23 protein-coding genes are annotated in these 16,311 nt (G+C 51.5%); 17 read left to right on the forward strand and 6 right to left on the reverse strand.

Translation table 11 applies throughout. The annotated features are described in order from the left end of the window. Positions 1–683: 683 nt before the first annotated feature. Positions 684–1,178, reverse strand: a complete 495-nt coding sequence (locus tag ACYJL1_RS21270; RefSeq protein WP_460899109.1) for a hypothetical protein — start codon at positions 1,176–1,178, stop codon at positions 684–686. 164 nt (positions 1,179–1,342) lie between these two features. After that, positions 1,343–1,501, reverse strand: coding sequence for a hypothetical protein (locus ACYJL1_RS21275; RefSeq protein ID WP_460899110.1), 159 nt, complete (start codon positions 1,499–1,501; stop codon positions 1,343–1,345). 176 nt (positions 1,502–1,677) lie between these two features. Between ACYJL1_RS21275 and ACYJL1_RS21280 the strand changes: the two genes are divergently transcribed. Further along, entirely contained in the window at positions 1,678–2,007 is a 330-nt protein-coding gene (locus ACYJL1_RS21280) for a hypothetical protein (RefSeq protein ID WP_460899111.1), read from the forward strand. After that, positions 1,983–2,195 (forward strand): hypothetical protein, encoded by a 213-nt coding sequence (locus tag ACYJL1_RS21285; RefSeq protein ID WP_460899112.1) that lies wholly within the window; start codon positions 1,983–1,985, stop codon positions 2,193–2,195. The genes ACYJL1_RS21280 and ACYJL1_RS21285 overlap by 25 nt, the downstream gene beginning before the upstream one ends. Before the next feature lie 40 nt (positions 2,196–2,235). Here the strand turns inward: ACYJL1_RS21285 and ACYJL1_RS21290 are convergent, their stop codons facing one another. After that, a complete protein-coding gene (locus tag ACYJL1_RS21290) occupies positions 2,236–2,478 on the reverse strand; it encodes a hypothetical protein (protein ID WP_460899113.1) in 243 nt (80 codons plus the stop codon). Between the two features lie 189 nt (positions 2,479–2,667). Between ACYJL1_RS21290 and ACYJL1_RS21295 the strand changes: the two genes are divergently transcribed. The 4 genes from ACYJL1_RS21295 to ACYJL1_RS21310 all read left to right on the forward strand — a co-directional run bounded on the left by ACYJL1_RS21295 (position 2,668) and on the right by ACYJL1_RS21310 (position 4,509). Continuing rightward, on the forward strand, positions 2,668–2,964 hold the full coding sequence (locus ACYJL1_RS21295) for a hypothetical protein (RefSeq protein WP_460899114.1): 297 nt from the start codon (positions 2,668–2,670) through the stop codon (positions 2,962–2,964). A 127-nt stretch (positions 2,965–3,091) separates the two neighbouring features. Beyond that, entirely contained in the window at positions 3,092–3,499 is a 408-nt protein-coding gene (locus ACYJL1_RS21300; RefSeq protein ID WP_460899115.1) for a GFA family protein, read from the forward strand. A gap of 152 nt (positions 3,500–3,651) precedes the next feature. Next, positions 3,652–4,035 carry a hypothetical protein gene (locus ACYJL1_RS21305; protein ID WP_460899116.1) on the forward strand — a complete coding sequence of 128 codons (384 nt, stop codon included), beginning with the start codon at positions 3,652–3,654 and terminating at the stop codon, positions 4,033–4,035. A 231-nt stretch (positions 4,036–4,266) separates the two neighbouring features. Then, positions 4,267–4,509, forward strand: a complete 243-nt coding sequence (locus ACYJL1_RS21310) for a hypothetical protein (protein WP_460899117.1) — start codon at positions 4,267–4,269, stop codon at positions 4,507–4,509. A gap of 2 nt (positions 4,510–4,511) precedes the next feature. Here ACYJL1_RS21310 and ACYJL1_RS21315 read toward each other — a convergent pair whose 3' ends face one another. Continuing rightward, on the reverse strand, positions 4,512–4,808 hold the full coding sequence (locus tag ACYJL1_RS21315; protein WP_460899118.1) for a DUF982 domain-containing protein: 297 nt from the start codon (positions 4,806–4,808) through the stop codon (positions 4,512–4,514). Positions 4,809–4,866: 58 nt separating this feature from the next. Further along, positions 4,867–5,343, reverse strand: a complete 477-nt coding sequence (locus ACYJL1_RS21320; RefSeq protein ID WP_460899119.1) for an Hsp20 family protein — start codon at positions 5,341–5,343, stop codon at positions 4,867–4,869. Positions 5,344–5,635: 292 nt separating this feature from the next. Between ACYJL1_RS21320 and ACYJL1_RS21325 the strand changes: the two genes are divergently transcribed. The 5 genes from ACYJL1_RS21325 to ACYJL1_RS21345 all read left to right on the forward strand — a co-directional run bounded on the left by ACYJL1_RS21325 (position 5,636) and on the right by ACYJL1_RS21345 (position 8,626). Then, entirely contained in the window at positions 5,636–6,313 is a 678-nt protein-coding gene (locus ACYJL1_RS21325) for a hypothetical protein (RefSeq protein ID WP_460899120.1), read from the forward strand. 462 nt (positions 6,314–6,775) lie between these two features. Then, on the forward strand, positions 6,776–7,096 hold the full coding sequence (locus ACYJL1_RS21330; protein ID WP_460899121.1) for a hypothetical protein: 321 nt from the start codon (positions 6,776–6,778) through the stop codon (positions 7,094–7,096). A 417-nt stretch (positions 7,097–7,513) separates the two neighbouring features. Further along, positions 7,514–7,816, forward strand: coding sequence for a DUF982 domain-containing protein (locus tag ACYJL1_RS21335; protein ID WP_460899122.1), 303 nt, complete (start codon positions 7,514–7,516; stop codon positions 7,814–7,816). A 204-nt stretch (positions 7,817–8,020) separates the two neighbouring features. Continuing rightward, positions 8,021–8,251: a type II toxin-antitoxin system RelE/ParE family toxin gene (locus ACYJL1_RS21340; RefSeq protein ID WP_460899123.1), complete on the forward strand. Its 231-nt coding sequence runs from the start codon at positions 8,021–8,023 to the stop codon at positions 8,249–8,251. Between the two features lie 45 nt (positions 8,252–8,296). Then, positions 8,297–8,626, forward strand: coding sequence for a helix-turn-helix domain-containing protein (locus ACYJL1_RS21345; protein WP_460899124.1), 330 nt, complete (start codon positions 8,297–8,299; stop codon positions 8,624–8,626). A gap of 134 nt (positions 8,627–8,760) precedes the next feature. Here ACYJL1_RS21345 and ACYJL1_RS21350 read toward each other — a convergent pair whose 3' ends face one another. Beyond that, positions 8,761–9,804: a LacI family transcriptional regulator gene (locus ACYJL1_RS21350; RefSeq protein WP_460899125.1), complete on the reverse strand. Its 1,044-nt coding sequence runs from the start codon at positions 9,802–9,804 to the stop codon at positions 8,761–8,763. A 290-nt stretch (positions 9,805–10,094) separates the two neighbouring features. Here ACYJL1_RS21350 and ACYJL1_RS21355 point away from each other — a divergent pair, with 290 nt between their 5' ends. The 6 genes from ACYJL1_RS21355 (at position 10,095) to ACYJL1_RS21380 (ending at position 16,247) form a co-directional block, all read left to right on the forward strand. Further along, complete coding sequence (locus ACYJL1_RS21355; RefSeq protein WP_460899126.1) at positions 10,095–11,339, forward strand: ABC transporter substrate-binding protein; 1,245 nt, start codon at positions 10,095–10,097, stop codon at positions 11,337–11,339. 71 nt (positions 11,340–11,410) lie between these two features. Then, positions 11,411–12,304 (forward strand): carbohydrate ABC transporter permease, encoded by an 894-nt coding sequence (locus ACYJL1_RS21360; RefSeq protein ID WP_460899127.1) that lies wholly within the window; start codon positions 11,411–11,413, stop codon positions 12,302–12,304. Then, positions 12,301–13,203 carry a carbohydrate ABC transporter permease gene (locus ACYJL1_RS21365; protein WP_460899128.1) on the forward strand — a complete coding sequence of 301 codons (903 nt, stop codon included), beginning with the start codon at positions 12,301–12,303 and terminating at the stop codon, positions 13,201–13,203. Before ACYJL1_RS21360 ends, ACYJL1_RS21365 begins: the two co-directional genes overlap by 4 nt. 2 nt (positions 13,204–13,205) lie before the next feature. Beyond that, a complete protein-coding gene (locus tag ACYJL1_RS21370) occupies positions 13,206–14,297 on the forward strand; it encodes an ABC transporter ATP-binding protein (protein WP_460899190.1) in 1,092 nt (363 codons plus the stop codon). A gap of 32 nt (positions 14,298–14,329) precedes the next feature. Then, a complete protein-coding gene (locus ACYJL1_RS21375) occupies positions 14,330–15,076 on the forward strand; it encodes a sugar phosphate isomerase/epimerase family protein (protein ID WP_460899191.1) in 747 nt (248 codons plus the stop codon). A 31-nt stretch (positions 15,077–15,107) separates the two neighbouring features. After that, the gene (locus tag ACYJL1_RS21380) at positions 15,108–16,247 is read left to right on the forward strand and encodes a Gfo/Idh/MocA family protein (protein WP_460899129.1); all 1,140 of its coding nucleotides are present in this window, start codon (positions 15,108–15,110) and stop codon (positions 16,245–16,247) included. Positions 16,248–16,311 lie beyond the last annotated feature (64 nt).

A 16,311-nucleotide genomic window follows, 5' to 3' on the forward strand; every position in this document is an offset into this window, starting at 1 on the left:
GAAACCCGGTGAAAATACTGCCCCTCCAATGCGCCGGATTTGAGCCATCAGAGCATATGGCGCTTTGCGTTTCCTACCACATTACCTTGCGGGAAGTTGCCAGTATTTGGCTCCATGCAAACTAACTTCACGCATTGAAAAACGTTGATCAGGCGATAGAGATTGTCGAATGAGTGCGTGCATGTCGTTCAGGACCGCCCACGCGTTAGCCAAATATCCGTATCCCAAAGTTAACAAGTCCGCCTCTTCGATTTCTATCGTATCGACCTCATTGAGCAAGAACACCGGTGGTAAAAAACCTACACGAGCGTAAGAGTGCGCCCAACCCGATGCCGAAAGTTCGATGTCTCTGCTACAAACGTAGGAAGTGGTCCGGCCCGAGTTCCTGAAAGCCTTTGAAGACGAATGGATAACGCCTGAATAGAGCAGAAGAGGCAATTGGGTGCCGCGTTATACGCGCATGCTGGTGGGCTATCATGGCAGCTAAAAAGCGTTTGCGGTCGATAAAGACGCTGGCTTGCGTACAACCGGAGATCGAATATCCGGGAGAGCAGAATCTGCTTCAGGAGCCCCAGAATGCGACCACGCGTCGACCGCTGCCACCCGGAGCGCTTTGCAGAATGTCAGCCTGCCCTCAAGGATGGTGTCATCAATATTTATCGGGGACGCTCAAAAGGCCGAGTTCACTGCGTTGGCTTGGCAGCGGCATAAACGACGGCCGTTTTCGTTCCGTCAAATTTTATTGCCAAGACATCGCGCATTAAAATGCCACGCGAATTGATGGCATGGTAGAGCATAGCATTGCCTTCAAGCTCTCGTCGCAAATCCTGAATTGCATCGTCGGATTCATTCAAGCTGGCTTCAACTTTGGGCGGCGGCCCACCATGAACATCGGTTGCATCCGAAAGAAACACAATCTTAATCGCATCAAGATTCGTTATCATTTTAACGATGTTTATATTGTCGGCAGTTTTCTTGATTGCCTCCACGATGTCATCTTCATCATCGGATGCCGCAGCTTCCTCTTCACGGACATCCGATCCGATGATCTTTTCCATTGCATCAGGTGCATCCAGTCCTTGTGCAATCACATGGGTATGTGGAATGGCAGCAGCTAAAAGCAGCGTTGCCAAGCAAAGGTTGGCAACCCGGAAGTCGCTGCGAAGCGTTTCAAACATGTTTTCTCCGTTTCAGTCTTGATCGCACTGTCTCCCAATCGAGTGTTCATGCAAGCAAGAACTCGTGCCCCATGCTCGCATATGGAAACGAACATTCGGATATTTAAACGTAAAAGCGCGCGATCTCCAATATACGCAAGCGATCAAAATCACCATTGCCTCTTCTAAGCTTCATCCAGCTTTTTCAATAGACCTTTGAAATAGCCATCTGTCTCAATAGGCCCCTGTGCGGAGCGCATCGCCTGCCCGAAGATCAGCGTTTGCATTTGTAAGCGCAGGTTACTCGCATCGGTTCGATTCTTTTTTGCTTCGTCACCATCCACAAGCCTGCCTCTCTATTAGTCGTAGAACATGCCGCAACCGAATTAGTTCCCTAACCGACAAGGCATGGACTCATTCGCTGTGAAGCATATACTTCATCCGGCACCAACACTAAGCAACCGGCGGTTGATGCTTGAGAGGTGATGCGTACTCTTAGCCTAGTGGGAGGAGCACGATTATGCCTTTTCGTAATAATATCTATGCTAACAAGTACACGTCCCGCGACTGGGACATGATGGCGAAAGCCTACGAACTTGCAATTCAACACATTGGAAAAAGTCCATCTGTGCAACGTTACCGGCTGGCGCGGTGCGTCATGACGTTCTTTGACAGCGGTGTACACTGTGCGAGCACGTTAAGCTCATTGGCGATGAGCCGGGAAATGAGCTTGATAGATGCTGCACGCACACGCGGCATGCCAGCCACTAGCGATGATGATATCGCTAGTGAAGACGGGTTTTACTTCATTGAGGCGACAGAGAAATGGAAAGACTCGACCACAAACTAGATTGCAAAGATTGCGGCACGATTTATTTGACGATTCCTGACAACGTTACTGGCGACACGCCGATTTTTTGCAGCACCTGCAATCAATATATTGGTCGTTGGGCAGAGCTTGAACGCGATTTCAACACGCAAGGTGGGCAGGACGGCATTTTTGAAATGAAAGACGGGCAAATCGAAAGAAAAGCCTGAGGGCTGAGTTCGTCACAGTCAACGAAGTCCCAGCCGCCATTTATTCGCACGTGTCTGCACCCGCCAAACGCGCGCGTTCTTTTACAAGAGCGTCAATTGCCCGCCGCACTTCCATGAGGCCCCAGCCCGACAGCTGGGCCTCATCTGCAATTGCCTGCATTTCTCGCGTTGATACTTCTTCAAGAAAACGGTCGCGGAGAGCTTCCATACAATGGGCATGACGCTCTTCCGGGCTTTCGTATTCTATCTCGGTCAGGGGACCGACGATGGCTGGTCTCATCATGACACTCACTCCTGTGACAGGACTCAATGCGGGTAGAATGAATCAGTTCCCATGGCCCTTTCATCGAAGTGCCCAGCTTTACGTTGATCGGCACTGTAGAATTACACAGTAGAAAGTTTCGAAACACCTGCCTTAATGGTTTGTCTTTCAGAGCGGCGCGGAAAGGCCAAAACCATGAAGGAAAAACAAATGGCAGACAAACGACAGAGATTAATGCTTGAAAGCGAAATCCCAGATTTCATTGACGAGGTGATAAAATCCGGGTGCGATATATGTGCGATCGGTCACGACATGTACGTGGTTGGCGATGCTGATATCCCTGACGAACACTACGATAAGGTGGCATCCGAGTTGGGGCGAATAAAGGAAAAGTATGGTGATCGGGACCATCTCATACTTGAGATCGTCGCACATCTTCGTTCGCTAGGGCGATACCTTGATGACTCCTCCATCGATCACTGGTCGAAGAATCCGCAGCCGAACTAGGCAGGAAGTGATTTCACCTGGCGCTGGAGAAGTGGCGCAAGGGGAAGGAGCAGCGCAGGGCTTGACAGGGCGACTGCTCCTATAACAAATTTGGTTGATGGGTTTTCAAAGGGACAAGGAAGGCCATATGACGGAACAACCTGGCCTTATAAAAGGTGGTTGTCTATGTGGCCGCGTAAGGTTTCACGCAACGGCACTAGAGCGAACCCATCTCTGCCACTGTGACATGTGCAGACGGGCCACAGGGAGCCCTTTTGCTGTTCTAAGCTGGATTAAAGCCGAAAACCTCCACTGGGAATCATCATTACCCAAACAGCGTCGGTCATCACCCTTGGCAACGAGGAGTTTCTGTGGAGATTGCGGCACTCCGATTGCCTTGATCTATGACGCTTCCGATGAGATCGCAGTTTACGCCGGTACCCTGGATCAACCGCAGCTTGCTGTTCCCACCTACAATTACAATGACCGCTCGCGGTTACCTTGGGTCCTATGTGGCTCGTGCCTTCCGAACCACCCCGCGACTGAAGACTGGTGATTTCGATTGCTTGCTGTTATGTGAAAACCAATTGGGAATTAACGAAACAACGCCGCCCCATCCCGAAGGACAGAGACGAGCGGATAGATTGACAACGTTGTGCATGTGAATGTTTGATGTGCGGAACCGGCCGAACAATCTGGAGGGGACGAATGCCCAGTTTCAAGATGAGATATTTTCTGATCGCGCTTGTGCCGCTGGCTGTTGCCGGTTGCGTCAGCTCTGAAGACCAGCGAGCAATGGATCAGGATAAGTGCGCTTCATACGGCTATCAACAGGGAACAAACCGCTTTGCTGATTGCATGATGGATCAAGACCAGAAACGCGCCGACGACCAGCGGCGCACAATGGATGACTTGGAACGACAGGATCGAAGAGACCGGAGGCGTCTGAAAGATCTCGAATCCACTGCCGGGTCTAGCATCATCGATGACCGGCCCCAGTACGACAAAGACGGCAATCCGAATTTTGACACTCAAGGCAACTATCAAGGATGCCATGGTATTGGCTGTGAGGTCGACAACCCGGATGAGTGACACCGGCCCGGTGACCAAGTGAGGGTTGTGGATACAAACCGCCGAAAGTTCTGACGATTGCATGTCGCCGGTGTCGCCCGCATGGCATTCATTGAAGCTGCGAAGGAAGCTGATATCTATATCGACGCTCCCGGACGGCCACAGCCAACGGGTAAGCTGGAGAAGTGGCGCAAGGAAAAGATGCGACGGCGCGCCTGAGGCGGAAAACATGAACCGGCATATGATAGAACAATGAGCGCAAAATCTTTTCTGAAACATAATATTCGTTGGATGAAAACGGAAGATGTAGAGGTCGTTTATACGGCAGTCGCTCCAGATGGAAGCAAGCTGGCTATTCGATTGAACGATTTCCCTGCGGAACCATTGTATACACTGTTGTGTGACGCAGCGGCTATTGAAAGCTTCGATGATTGGCCTCAGTCGTGGCGTGTTGATTTGAGCCTCGCCGAGTTTCACGAGTCGCCGCGTCTCTGATTTTATTCTACTCGCAAGCTTATTCCCCCACGCCTATGTTCGATTGATGGGTTAAGCTTCGGCGTAAGCAAGTCGTGTTTCATCGCGAAAGCTACAAACAGCCCACGGGCCGTTTCAGTTTCAATGGCGCCCGTCAGCACACCCTTGCAAGCATTTAACGCAAGGCTGTGCGAAATATCCCGGCTATGGACTGGCCAGTCATTCAATAACTGGTAGGCTTCCATAACTGAGTGGATATCTGCCGGTACGCCGAGGCCAACCAGGATGGAAACGGGCCTCATGAAATACTTCTCCATCATGACAGTTGTTCCCTTTATAAAGGGAAGGCACTCTTAGCGCCCTCCCCGGCTGCTTATGCTAGGCCGCTTCTTGATGTTTTGGCTTCGCCAACTCCTTCGATGCCGAGACGGCTTTCTCTATGCCAATTGAAATCTTGCGTGGTTTCATGGCTTCTGGAACCTCTCGGATCAACTCTATTGAAAGCAGACCATTCTCCAGCCCCGCCCCAATTACACGCACATGATCAGCGAGCTCGAACCTATGCTCGAACGGTCGCCCGGCAATGCCTCGGTGAAGATACTCAGAATGTTGCGACTCTTCCTTCTTCCCGATGATCGTGAGGAGATTGGATTGATAGGTCAAATCCAGATCATCTTGGGAGAAGCCTGCAACAGCGACGGTAATCCTGTACGTGTCTTCACCCGTCTTTGCGATATCATAGGGCGGCCAGTCGCTTATCGACCTTGCGCGCTGAGCGTTTTCCAAGAGATTGAACACCCGGTCAAAACCAACACTGGACCGGAACAGTGGAGCGAAATTTGAATTTGCTGTCATTGCCATATCCTCCTTGAAGCAACATGACGCTGAGACGCCGAAGTTGACGCCTCCAGCGGTATCGATCCTACTTTAGCGATCGACGCAAAATGATTTAGTTTTGGCCAAATTGAATTCAAGGATTCAGGCAAAAAAATTTTGGAAAAAACGCCTCATTTTGAATTACTTGATTGGCCCGTTTATCTGGCGCAAGAAAATATTTAAACGCAGAGTTGCGCGTGAAGGCATAATCGCGGAATTGTAGGACTAGCGGTTGATTCGCACACATGATTACCGTCTTGGGGGTCAGCAGATGAATTTCAAAGCGTTCAAGCAAATCGCGTACTTTTCAACGCTTATATTGATACCGTTAAACGCCGCTGTCGCGGCCGATGTGTCAACCAAGTCGAAGGTCGAACCCTTCATATATTTTGCCACTTCGGATCCATTTCTGAAACCCGGGCAGCAACCGACAAAAAATGATGTCACCCTGCTTGGCGGTGCCTTTACAACCGATACCGCTGGCGGTGCCCTACGGTTGTTCACGACCGACTACACGTCCAACTATATTATTGGTGCAACCTACGGTCGTGATGTCTTCGATATTGGCGCCGGTTTTCTACTTGGCGGTGTGGCAGGCGCAGCCATCCGCTTTGGCGAGGATGATGATACATCAGCAGAGGTCTGGGCGGGAGCGCGCCTAAAACATCAGGGTCTGGTCATCGGCGATCTGTTGATCTCTCCAGCGTTCACGGCCGGTCTGAGCGCTGTGACGGGAAAGACGGAAATCGAAAAGGGGCGTGAGGAGCGCTATGACGGCAATGCCACATTCATTGGCTTCCTGGGACCGGAATTGTCGTTCCGCTGGCGCGGTGCACCCAATCTTGAACTAACATGGCAATTGCATCACCGCTCCGGGGGTGGAGGCACTTTCGGCGATATGGGTGAAACATCCAACGCCAATACGATCGGCATACGCTATCGCTTCTGACGCGATCAAAGCGTGTGCGGGCCGCAGATACCGCAAACTATGAAAAAAGCGTCGCCCCATCCCGAAGGACAGTGCAGCTTTTGATTTATCGATCGCCCTTAAGGACCAACTGGGACAATACAATGAAATGCATTGATGCAAGCAGGTTCAGCGATGAAACGCTCCTAGCCCATGATACTATGATGGTTCGACCATACCTTTTGCTTGACCAGATGTCGGGATTGGCAATGCAAATTTGGGGTGAAGTATTAGAGGAACTTCAATTCAGGGGGAAGGTAAAGCTCATATCGGGAACTTTCGATGACATTGGGAATGCACTCATAGAACGCATTTGAGGATAGATCGCACTCAGATTGGCTGTGCGTTGCAAATGATCTTGTGCGCGAACGTTGCAATGGCGGTTCCCCATCCGGAAGGACAGAGCGGCTTGTCCGATCAAGAGTTTGTTATTGTTTGTCAATAATGAGTAACACCAAAACCCGAATTGACCGCTCTCCTCCAGAAGACAAACGTCTTTCACTGGAGAAGGACTGCCGAGATTCCTACGGAGAGAACAACAAGGCTAAACGCAAAGCCATCCCCCGGTTTAAAGCGGCATCCAACCGGGTAGGACGGCATACCAGCAAAAGTCTGATCGCAAAGGCAACCATTGATATCGAACTTGTTGATGAGGCTGCTCTTCACAAAGCAACGTTAAAGGCCACGCGCCCGACAAAGACTAAAGTCAATGACCGTCCGCTTAAGGACGTTCTTGCTCGAAAGAATGCGCGCGAAAAGCTTTAACTGGCTTCAAACCGACGGCCTCGTGCTTATGAGCCAGACGAGAAGACCACTTTACCAATCCGCATGGTACTGAAAATTACGACAAAACTCTTGAAATACGCTTTGCTCAGAATTATAAAATTGTCATCCAAACAACCCAGAATGCTACCCGGCGTACTCGCACGCTGGCGCAGTTTGTTATTCTTCAGGGAGTGGCAAAACATGGAAGGATTGACTCAAAGGACCTCTGTTAATCGTGTAGCTCCACCGGAGCTGCTCAAGACAATTAAATCTCAGATGGTTCGAGATTACTCACCGCCTGAAACAATCTCCGAGATATTACGCAGAGCGAAAGGCGGATGTATGCGTCGCCGCGTAAAATCATCAGGAAAAGCATGAATAACCCAAACCATTTTTCGGTTCACCATTCTGGAGGAATTGACGAACTTCTATTTTGAGAGCCCGATCTTCGTAAAAGATGGTTCACGAATTGTGCGAGAAATTGCGACGCTTGAAGATGCTATTGAATTCCTGGACAATTGGCCGGAACCGCAACGCGACCTTATTCATGAAACTGCTTGGCGCACGTGCTGCGAGGTGTTCGATGGCCACAAACCCTTGAACGTGGCGCATTCAGCATTCGAAGGCTTCGCACGTAAAGCGAAGATACTTGAAGACCCTGCGTCGGTCATGCCTTGGATCGCAAATGCAAAATCTGGCGGTGGCTTTATGACTGCTTGAAGTATTCGGGCCGTCTCTCTACGCGGCCCTTCAAGCCATAACCCTCCCTCGCGGGAAGCCGTGAAGCTCTTCCATGCGCCCGACGAGTGCCTTTCAGGCTCAACTTTATATCTTTGAAGATATATTTTGGTGTAGACAATCTCATACGATGTGAAACTCCATCCCACCTTCATTCCCAAAGGAGTTGGAAATGGGGTTGAAAGAATGGTTGGCGAGGTTTTGGACCGCCTTGAAGACGATGGCCCGTTCTTGGGTCGCCCTGAGGTGGATACGCTTTCGGGTTCCGGCCACGCCAATATGAAAGAGAGCAGAGTTACGTTTGTAAAGCAGGTGTTGCGTTTTGCCTTTGCCTTTGACCCCGCCCAGGCTGCCATTATCCTTTGCGACGGGAGAAGCAAGGTAAGAACCAAAAGCTCTTTTTCAAACAACTATTAAGCAAGGCTGACCCGCGTTTCGATTCGTGGCTGAAGGAGAAAAAAGATGAGCAATGACTGGAAGGCGCTACGCGCCGAACTCCCGGAAGACGTTCGTTCGCGCCTTGACGAAAAGCGCGAAGCGCGTCGCTTGGGCAAGGCTCTGGCTGAAGTGCGTAAGGTGATGAATGCAACACAGCAGGAAGTTGCCACTCGTGCCGCTATGACGCAGAATACCGTCTCGAAGATCGAGAGCGCTGACGATGTCCTCCTTTCCTCAGTAGTACGCTACATGCACTCCATTGGAGGCGGTGTCGAGCTGGTCTTGAAGACACCTGACGGCAAGGCAAAGCGGGTTGACTTCGATCCCGAAATCTATGTGAAGCAATACGCATAACCGAAAGGCGGCGCGTAATCACGCGTTGCAATTGCTGCCTAAGTCCGGAAAAATGACCGTAGTGACATCACAAAAAGTAGCCGTCCAACGCTCGGTGGTGGCTCCTACATAATAGCGCGCATATGTGGCAAGTGCTATTCCTCCGGATAGCTCAAACTTTGCAACTCGCGCGCATCCACTCCTTCGATGCGGCGCAAAACTGCGCGTGCCAGTTCACGTCCGGCGTGACGAACATCTTCATTGAACACGATGATTTCGGGTCGGAACCACTTCAACACATCAGTTGATTGCTTGGATACGAGATCGACATCCCTGCCGATTTTCAGTCCCGCCGCTTCAATTCCTGCAACCAAAGCAATAGCAGCGCTTCCGCTACAACAGACAATTCCATCCGGACGATTCTGACCAGACATGATTTCTTCCGTTCGATCCCGGATGCGGCCAAGCGATGTATCGACGTTGATGTCAGGCACCAGAATGGCTTGCGCACCACCCTCTTCGATCGCCCGATAGAAACCTCGCTCAAGATGCCTGTGATACGTTACCTCTGCGGTCGGGCCTGCCATCATGGCAATTTTCTTGCGGCCTTTGCTCAACAGGCTCTTGGCTGATTTATAGGCAAACGTCTCGTTGTCGAAATCATGGAACGGATGCTCAATGCCCATTTCCGTTCGCCCGTGTGTAGCGAACGGGATACCGTGCTCGGTGAGATAACGAACGCGAACGTCATCAGGCTCCGTCCGTGACATGATGATACCATCTGCAGAACCAGTTTCGACGATATAGCGAATTGGCTGCATGGGGTCGTTTTCAAGCGAGTAAGGTGTAACGGTCAGATGATAAGGCGTCTGCGACAATACTTCTGAAATACCATAGACCATATTTGACGTCAGACCCATAATTTCAGATTGCGCATTGAGAACCAGACTGATGACATTGGTCTTGCCGGTACGAAGTCTCACGCCGGCACGGTTTGGCCGGTAGCCAATCTGTTTGGCGATCAACTGCACACGATTTTTGGTTGCGCGACCAATCTCAGGAGCATCCTTCAACGCACGTGAAACCGTTGTCACACCCAGCCCTGCCATAAAGGCTATCGTCTTTAAAGTTGGACGTTCACCTTCGGGAAGTTCAGCTGTTTCGGTACCGGAAACACGTCTCGGATCTTTTGCGTTCATACTATTCGGCGATTAAAGCCGTCCTCAATTGGTGAACAATTTCTGTATCGTTTCAGAAACATTACGTTCTTTTCTCATCCAAGTATAGCTCTTTGGCATTTCAAAGCACAACTCAGACCAGCTCAAACCGGACTTGCAATGGCACAAAGGTGCCTAAATATGCCAAATCAGATTGAATAGCTTGTTTTTTAACACCAAAACACCTGTACAAGAAAAATAAACCCGGGGAATTGCGCTGCCGTGAAGATTAGTCTAGCGTACCTGTAACGTTTCAGATTTGGGAGGAAAAGATGCGTTACAGTGCAGCTATTACCGTATTGGCCACTTCGACATTCCTGTTTACGATCAGCAGTACCAATGCTGCGGACCTTGAGGTTACGCATTGGTGGACTGCGGGTGGCGAAGCCGCCGCTGCAAAAGTCCTCGCAGAATCCTTTGATAAGCTGGGCGATGACAAGTGGGTCGACGGCGCCATTGCCGGCAGTGGCAGCACGGCGACACCAATCATTGTCAGTCGCATTCTTGGCGGCAATCCCATGGGCGCGACGCAGCTCAATACGGGGCGCGATGCCGAAGATCTGGTAGAAGCGGGGCTTATGACCGATCTTACCGAAATTGCTGCCAAGGAAGGTTGGGCAGACTTTATTCGGCCATCCAAACTCTTTGATGCCTGCAAATATGAGGGCAAGATTTACTGCGTACCCGTCAATATCCACACCGAACAATGGATGTGGGTAAACCCGGCAGCGTTTAAAGCAGGAGGCGTATCTGTTCCGACAAACTGGCAGGAGTTTGTTGCCGTTGGTCCAAAACTCAAAGAAAAAGATATCATTCCGCTTGCGACCGGCGATGCATGGCAGGTCAATCTCATTTTCAATGACATGGTATCATCGATTGGGGGCAAGGAACTGTTCCTGAAAGTCTATCGGGACAAGGATGCCGCAGCGGCAGCAAGCCCCGAGATGAAGGCCGTTTTTGAAGCCTATGCTCAAGCGCGTGAATTGGCGGACCCTGGCTATGTCGGGCGCTCCTGGAACGAGGCTACAAGTCTCGTCATTAGTGGGAAGGCAAGTGCTCAGATCATGGGCGATTGGGCGCAGGGTGAATTCGGCGTAGCCGGCAAGGTTGCCGAAACGGACTATGACTGCCTGCTCGGGCTCGGCAACAATCCTGTTCTCAATACCGGCGGCGATGCCTTCTATTTTCCCAAGAACGCAGACCCGGAAGTCACCAAAGCACAGCTCAAGCTCGCCAGCATGCTGGTGTCAAAGGAAACACAGGTCGCATTCAATCTCGCCAAAGGTTCGCTTCCGATCCGCGGTGATGTCGATCTTGCTGCAGCGAACGCCTGCATGAAGAAGGGTGTCGAGGTCCTCAACAAACTCGATAATGTCGTCCCGTCAATCAATCAGCTTCTGTCGCCCGACTCAAAACTGGAGGTTGAAGACCTGTCGAAAGAGTTCTTCGCCGATGCCAGCATGACAGTTGAGGACGCACAGGCTCGCTTCGTCAGCATCATCGAACAGGCCCGATAATCAACCATGCCGTGCCTTTGGGTTTGCTCACAACAAACGCCAAGGCGCCGTTCGGTCTGATGGAGAAAACGATGAGTGCCACAACGCCCCCCAACACTCTCTTCAAAAATCTGAATGCCAAGGTTGCAGCCTTGCCCATGATCGCAACGGTCCTTGTTGTGTTCATTGGCTGCACCCTGTGGACGGTGGTTCTTTCGTTCACCTCATCGCGATCTCTTCCCGAACTCACTTTCGTTGGGTTTGAGCAGTATACGCGTCTCTTCAATACACCGCGCTGGAATATTTCAGCCATCAACCTGGGCATTTTCGGTGTCTTCACGCTGGTCTTCTCAACTGTGATCGGCTTTGTACTTGCAGCGCTTATGGATCAGAAAATCCGTTTTGAAGGGGCGTTCCGAACCGTTTTCCTTTACCCTTATGCCCTCTCGTTCATTGTCACCGGCCTTGTCTGGCAATGGATTCTCACGCCCACATACGGCATACAACGTGTTGTTCGAGACCTCGGATTTGAGACATTTACTTTCTCGATTCTTAATGATCAGCGCTTTGCCATTTATGCCATCGTTGTTGCCGGACTCTGGCATGGCACAGGTCTCGTTATGGCACTTATGCTGGCGGGCTTGCGGGGAATCGACGAGGACATCTGGAAAGCCTCGCGCGTCGACGGAATTCCCATTTGGAAGACATATCTTTTCATTGTCATCCCGATGATGCGCCCTGTTTTCATAACGACCGTTGTCCTGATCTCAACCGGCATTGTGCGCGTTTATGATCTTGTCGTCGCATTGACGGGCGGAGGGCCCGGCAATGCCAGTGAGGTGCCCGCCAAATATGTGTACGAATTCATGTTCCGGCGCGCCAATCTTGGACAGGGTCTGGCTGCCTCCACCATCATGCTCACCACCGTTCTCATTATCGTCATTCCGTGGGCTCTGATGGAATATCGTGGAGGAAAGCGCAAATGACCGCGATTAACACCATATCCGCCGAACCGCGCGGCAAGCGGCCAGCACGAACATTTACCCCAGCGAAGATTATGATCTACGGCGTCTTGCTGGTCGCAGCGCTTTACTACGTTTTGCCACTCTATGTGATGATTGTGACCTCGCTGAAGGGGATGCCCGAAATTCGGCTTGGCAATATTTTCTCGCCTCCCGTCGAAGTAACATTCCAGCCCTGGGCGACGGCTTGGGCGAGCGCTTGCACCGGTCTTTATTGCGAAGGTCTGCAAGTTGGCTTCTGGAATTCGGTCCAGATCCTCATCCCCAGCGTGATCATTTCAATCCTGATTGCATCCGTGAATGGTTATGCGCTTGCAAACTGGCGTTTCAAAGGGTCCGAAATATTCTTCAGCATCCTGCTCTTTGGAGCCTTCATCCCTTATCAGGTAATGCTCTATCCGTTGGTAATCATTACACGTGAACTCGGCATCTTCGGAACGCTGACGGGCATCATTATGATCCACACCGTCTTTGGCATGCCGATTTTGACGCTGCTGTTCCGCAACTATTTCGCGTCCCTGCCCACCGAACTTTTCAAAGCGGCGCGGGTCGATGGTGCAGGGTTCTGGCGCATTTTCTTCCAGATCATGATGCCGCTTTCAGCCCCGATCTTTGTCGTTGCGATCATCATGCAGGTGACCGGCATCTGGAATGACTTTCTCTTGGGCGTGATTTTTGCCGGTTCCAAGAATGTGCCCATGACGGTTCAGCTCAATAACATCGTCAATTCCACGCAAGGCGTGAAGGAATACAACGTCAACATGGCGGCCACCATTCTGACCGGTGCAGTGCCACTCCTCGTCTACTTTTTCTCAGGCAAATATTTCGTCAGGGGCATAGCCGCTGGCGCCGTTAAAGGGTGATTATTGTGCACAGTGTTTTGATCAAGGATCTCTCTGTCAGCTTTGGCTCGGTCAACGTTCTGAAAGACCTCAATATAGAGGTGGCTGACGGTGAATTTCTCGTCCTGCTTGGCCCTTCCGGGTGTGGGAAATCGACATTGCTGAATTGTATTGCTGGTCTGCTGGACATTTCGGAAGGCCAAATATTCATCAAAGGCAAGAACGTCACCTGGGAGGAACCGAAAGATCGTGGCATAGGCATGGTTTTTCAATCCTATGCCCTCTACCCCCAGATGACCGTTGAGAAAAACCTCTCTTTCGGCTTGCGCGTCGCCGGACTGCCTAAGGCAGAAATCCAGAAGCGTATCGCAAATGCGGCTGATATTTTGCAACTGGAACCCTTATTGCAACGCAAGCCTGCCGCGCTTTCCGGCGGCCAACGCCAACGCGTCGCCATTGGTCGTGCGCTTGTCCGCGATGTTGACGTGTTCCTGTTTGATGAACCTCTCTCGAACCTTGACGCCAAGTTACGCTCTGAATTGCGCGTCGAGATCAAGCGCCTGCATCACAAACTTGCCAATACAATGATTTACGTAACGCATGATCAGATCGAAGCCTTGACGCTGGCCGATCGAATTGCGGTCATGAAGGGCGGATTGATCCAGCAATTGGATGAGCCGCTGACCATCTATAACAAGCCGCGCAATCTCTTCGTTGCCAGTTTTATCGGTTCACCGGCAATGAACTTTTTGCAGGGCAAGATCACCGCTACGAACGGTGCGCCGTCATTCACTGCGTCCGACTTTATGGTCTCACTGGCAAGCTATGACGCACAGGAACCTCTGACGGGCGACCGCGATGTTATTTTCGGTTTCCGGCCAGAGCACATCACGATCAACGACAAGCCCGGCCCGGAAGGATTGTCTTGCGAAGCGACGGTCGATCTCGATGAACCGATGGGTGCCGACAGCCTGGTCTGGCTGAAAGTTGCGGGCAAACCAATATCGGTACGCGCTGATTCCGGTCGACGCTACAGGCCTGGCGAGAAAGTTTTCCTGAGCTTCAATCCCGTGATGGCGTCACTGTTCGATGCCACGACCGAAAACCGTATCTAAATCCCGAGACGATATAACTTACGGAGAATATGATGACCAATTTTTCCTACCAGCTCTATAGCTCCCGTGAATTTCCACCACTTGAAAAGACATTGGAAATGTTGAAGCGCCATGGGTATGCGCAGGTAGAAGGCTATGGCGGCGTCTATACCGACGTGAAATCTACCAAGGCAGCGTTGGACGCAAACGACCTTGCAATGCCAACCGGGCATTTCAGCATTGATTTGCTTGAAAATGACCCGCAGAAGGTCATCGACATCGCGGGAACCCTCGGGATCAAAGCCATTTACTGTCCACATCTGGCAGCAGAGCAGCGCCCCACAGATGCAGCCGGTTGGTCTGCGTTTGGACGGCGGCTTGAAGCAGCCCACGGCGTCTACAGCAAAGCGGGATTTAGCTTTGGCTGGCACAACCACGATTTCGAATTCGTAGCCCTTCCCGATGGCTCAATTCCCCAGAAGCTGATTTTTGACGCCGCACCAAGCATAAATTGGGAGGCGGATATTGCCTGGATCATACGTGGTGGCGGTGATCCCTTTGAATGGATCAAGAATTATGGTTCCCGCATTGGCGCGGTGCACGTCAAGGACATCGCTCCTGCTGGAGAAAACACCAATGAGGATGGCTGGGCTGATGTCGGATACGGAACCGTTGATTGGAAAGTACTGCTCACCGCGCTGAAGACCACACCCGTGAAGTATTTCGTGATGGAGCATGACAAGCCAGCGGATGACGAGCGGTTTGCCCGTCGGTCCATTGCAACTGTTAAAACACTTTGAAGTTCCGGCACCAGGAAGAAAGACCAAGAAAATGGCCAAAACATTAGGCGTCGGCATTATCGGTTCGGGCAATATCTCCGCAACATATCTTAGTTTGGCACCACTTTTCAAAGGCATCGAGATTCGTGCCGTTGCAGACATCAACAACACGGCAGCAACTGCGCGCGCCTCTGAATTTGGCGTGGAGGCACGTAGCATCGAAGCATTGCTTTCCAGCGAAGACGTTGATCTTGTCGTGAACCTGACCATCCCGGATGCACATTTCGACGTATCCAAACAGATTCTATCAGCGGGCAAGCATCTCTATTCAGAGAAACCTCTGACACTTTCGTTGAAAGATGGACTGGAACTTCAAAAACTCGCTGACAAGAAAAAACTCAAAGCCGGATGTGCGCCTGATACCTTTCTCGGGGGCGCGCATCAGCTTGCGCGCAAACTGGTGGATGATGGGCAAGTCGGGACGATAACCTCCGGGACGGCCCACGTGATGAGCCACGGAATGGAGCATTGGCATCCAAACCCGGATTTCTTCTTCCGCCCCGGCGGGGGGCCCATCCTTGATCTGGGGCCGTACTACATCGCCAATCTCATCAATCTTATCGGACCTGTCCGGCGCGTCGCCGCGCTCACATCAATGGCCAGCCCCATCCGAACGATTTCAAGCGCACCACGTGCTGGCGAGAAAATCAGTGTGACAACGCCAACAACAATTCAGGCATTGCTTGAATTTGAAAGCGGCGCATCCATCACCCTGTCTGCAAGCTGGGATGTCTGGGCGCATAATCACCCCAATATGGAACTCTATGGCACAGACGGCTCGCTGTTCCTTCCCGATCCAAATTTCTTTGGCGGCGAGGTCAGGCTGGCAAAGCCGGGCAAGAAAGCCAAAGCGGTCAAAGCCTGGGCTCACCCGCTGGGCGCTCCCAACCAGAAACATTCCCAGGGAATGATGGCGAACTATCGCACTTCGGGTCTCGCCGATATGGCTGTGGCGATTCTCGATGACAGGGACATTCGCTGCTCGCTGGAACGCGCATTGCATGGCGTCGATGTCATGGTTTCGATCCTCAGATCGGGTGAGGAAAAGAAATTCATCGACATCAAAACGAGCTGTTCCCGACCGGAGGCACTGGGCATCAAGGAAGCCAGATCACTGTTGAAAAAGCAATAAACCATCGCTCCCAAGCGATTGCGGTCATGGTCGGGCGCCACTATGTTGGTCGCCCGATCATGAT

Source organism: Phyllobacterium sp. K27 (assembly GCF_054796155.1).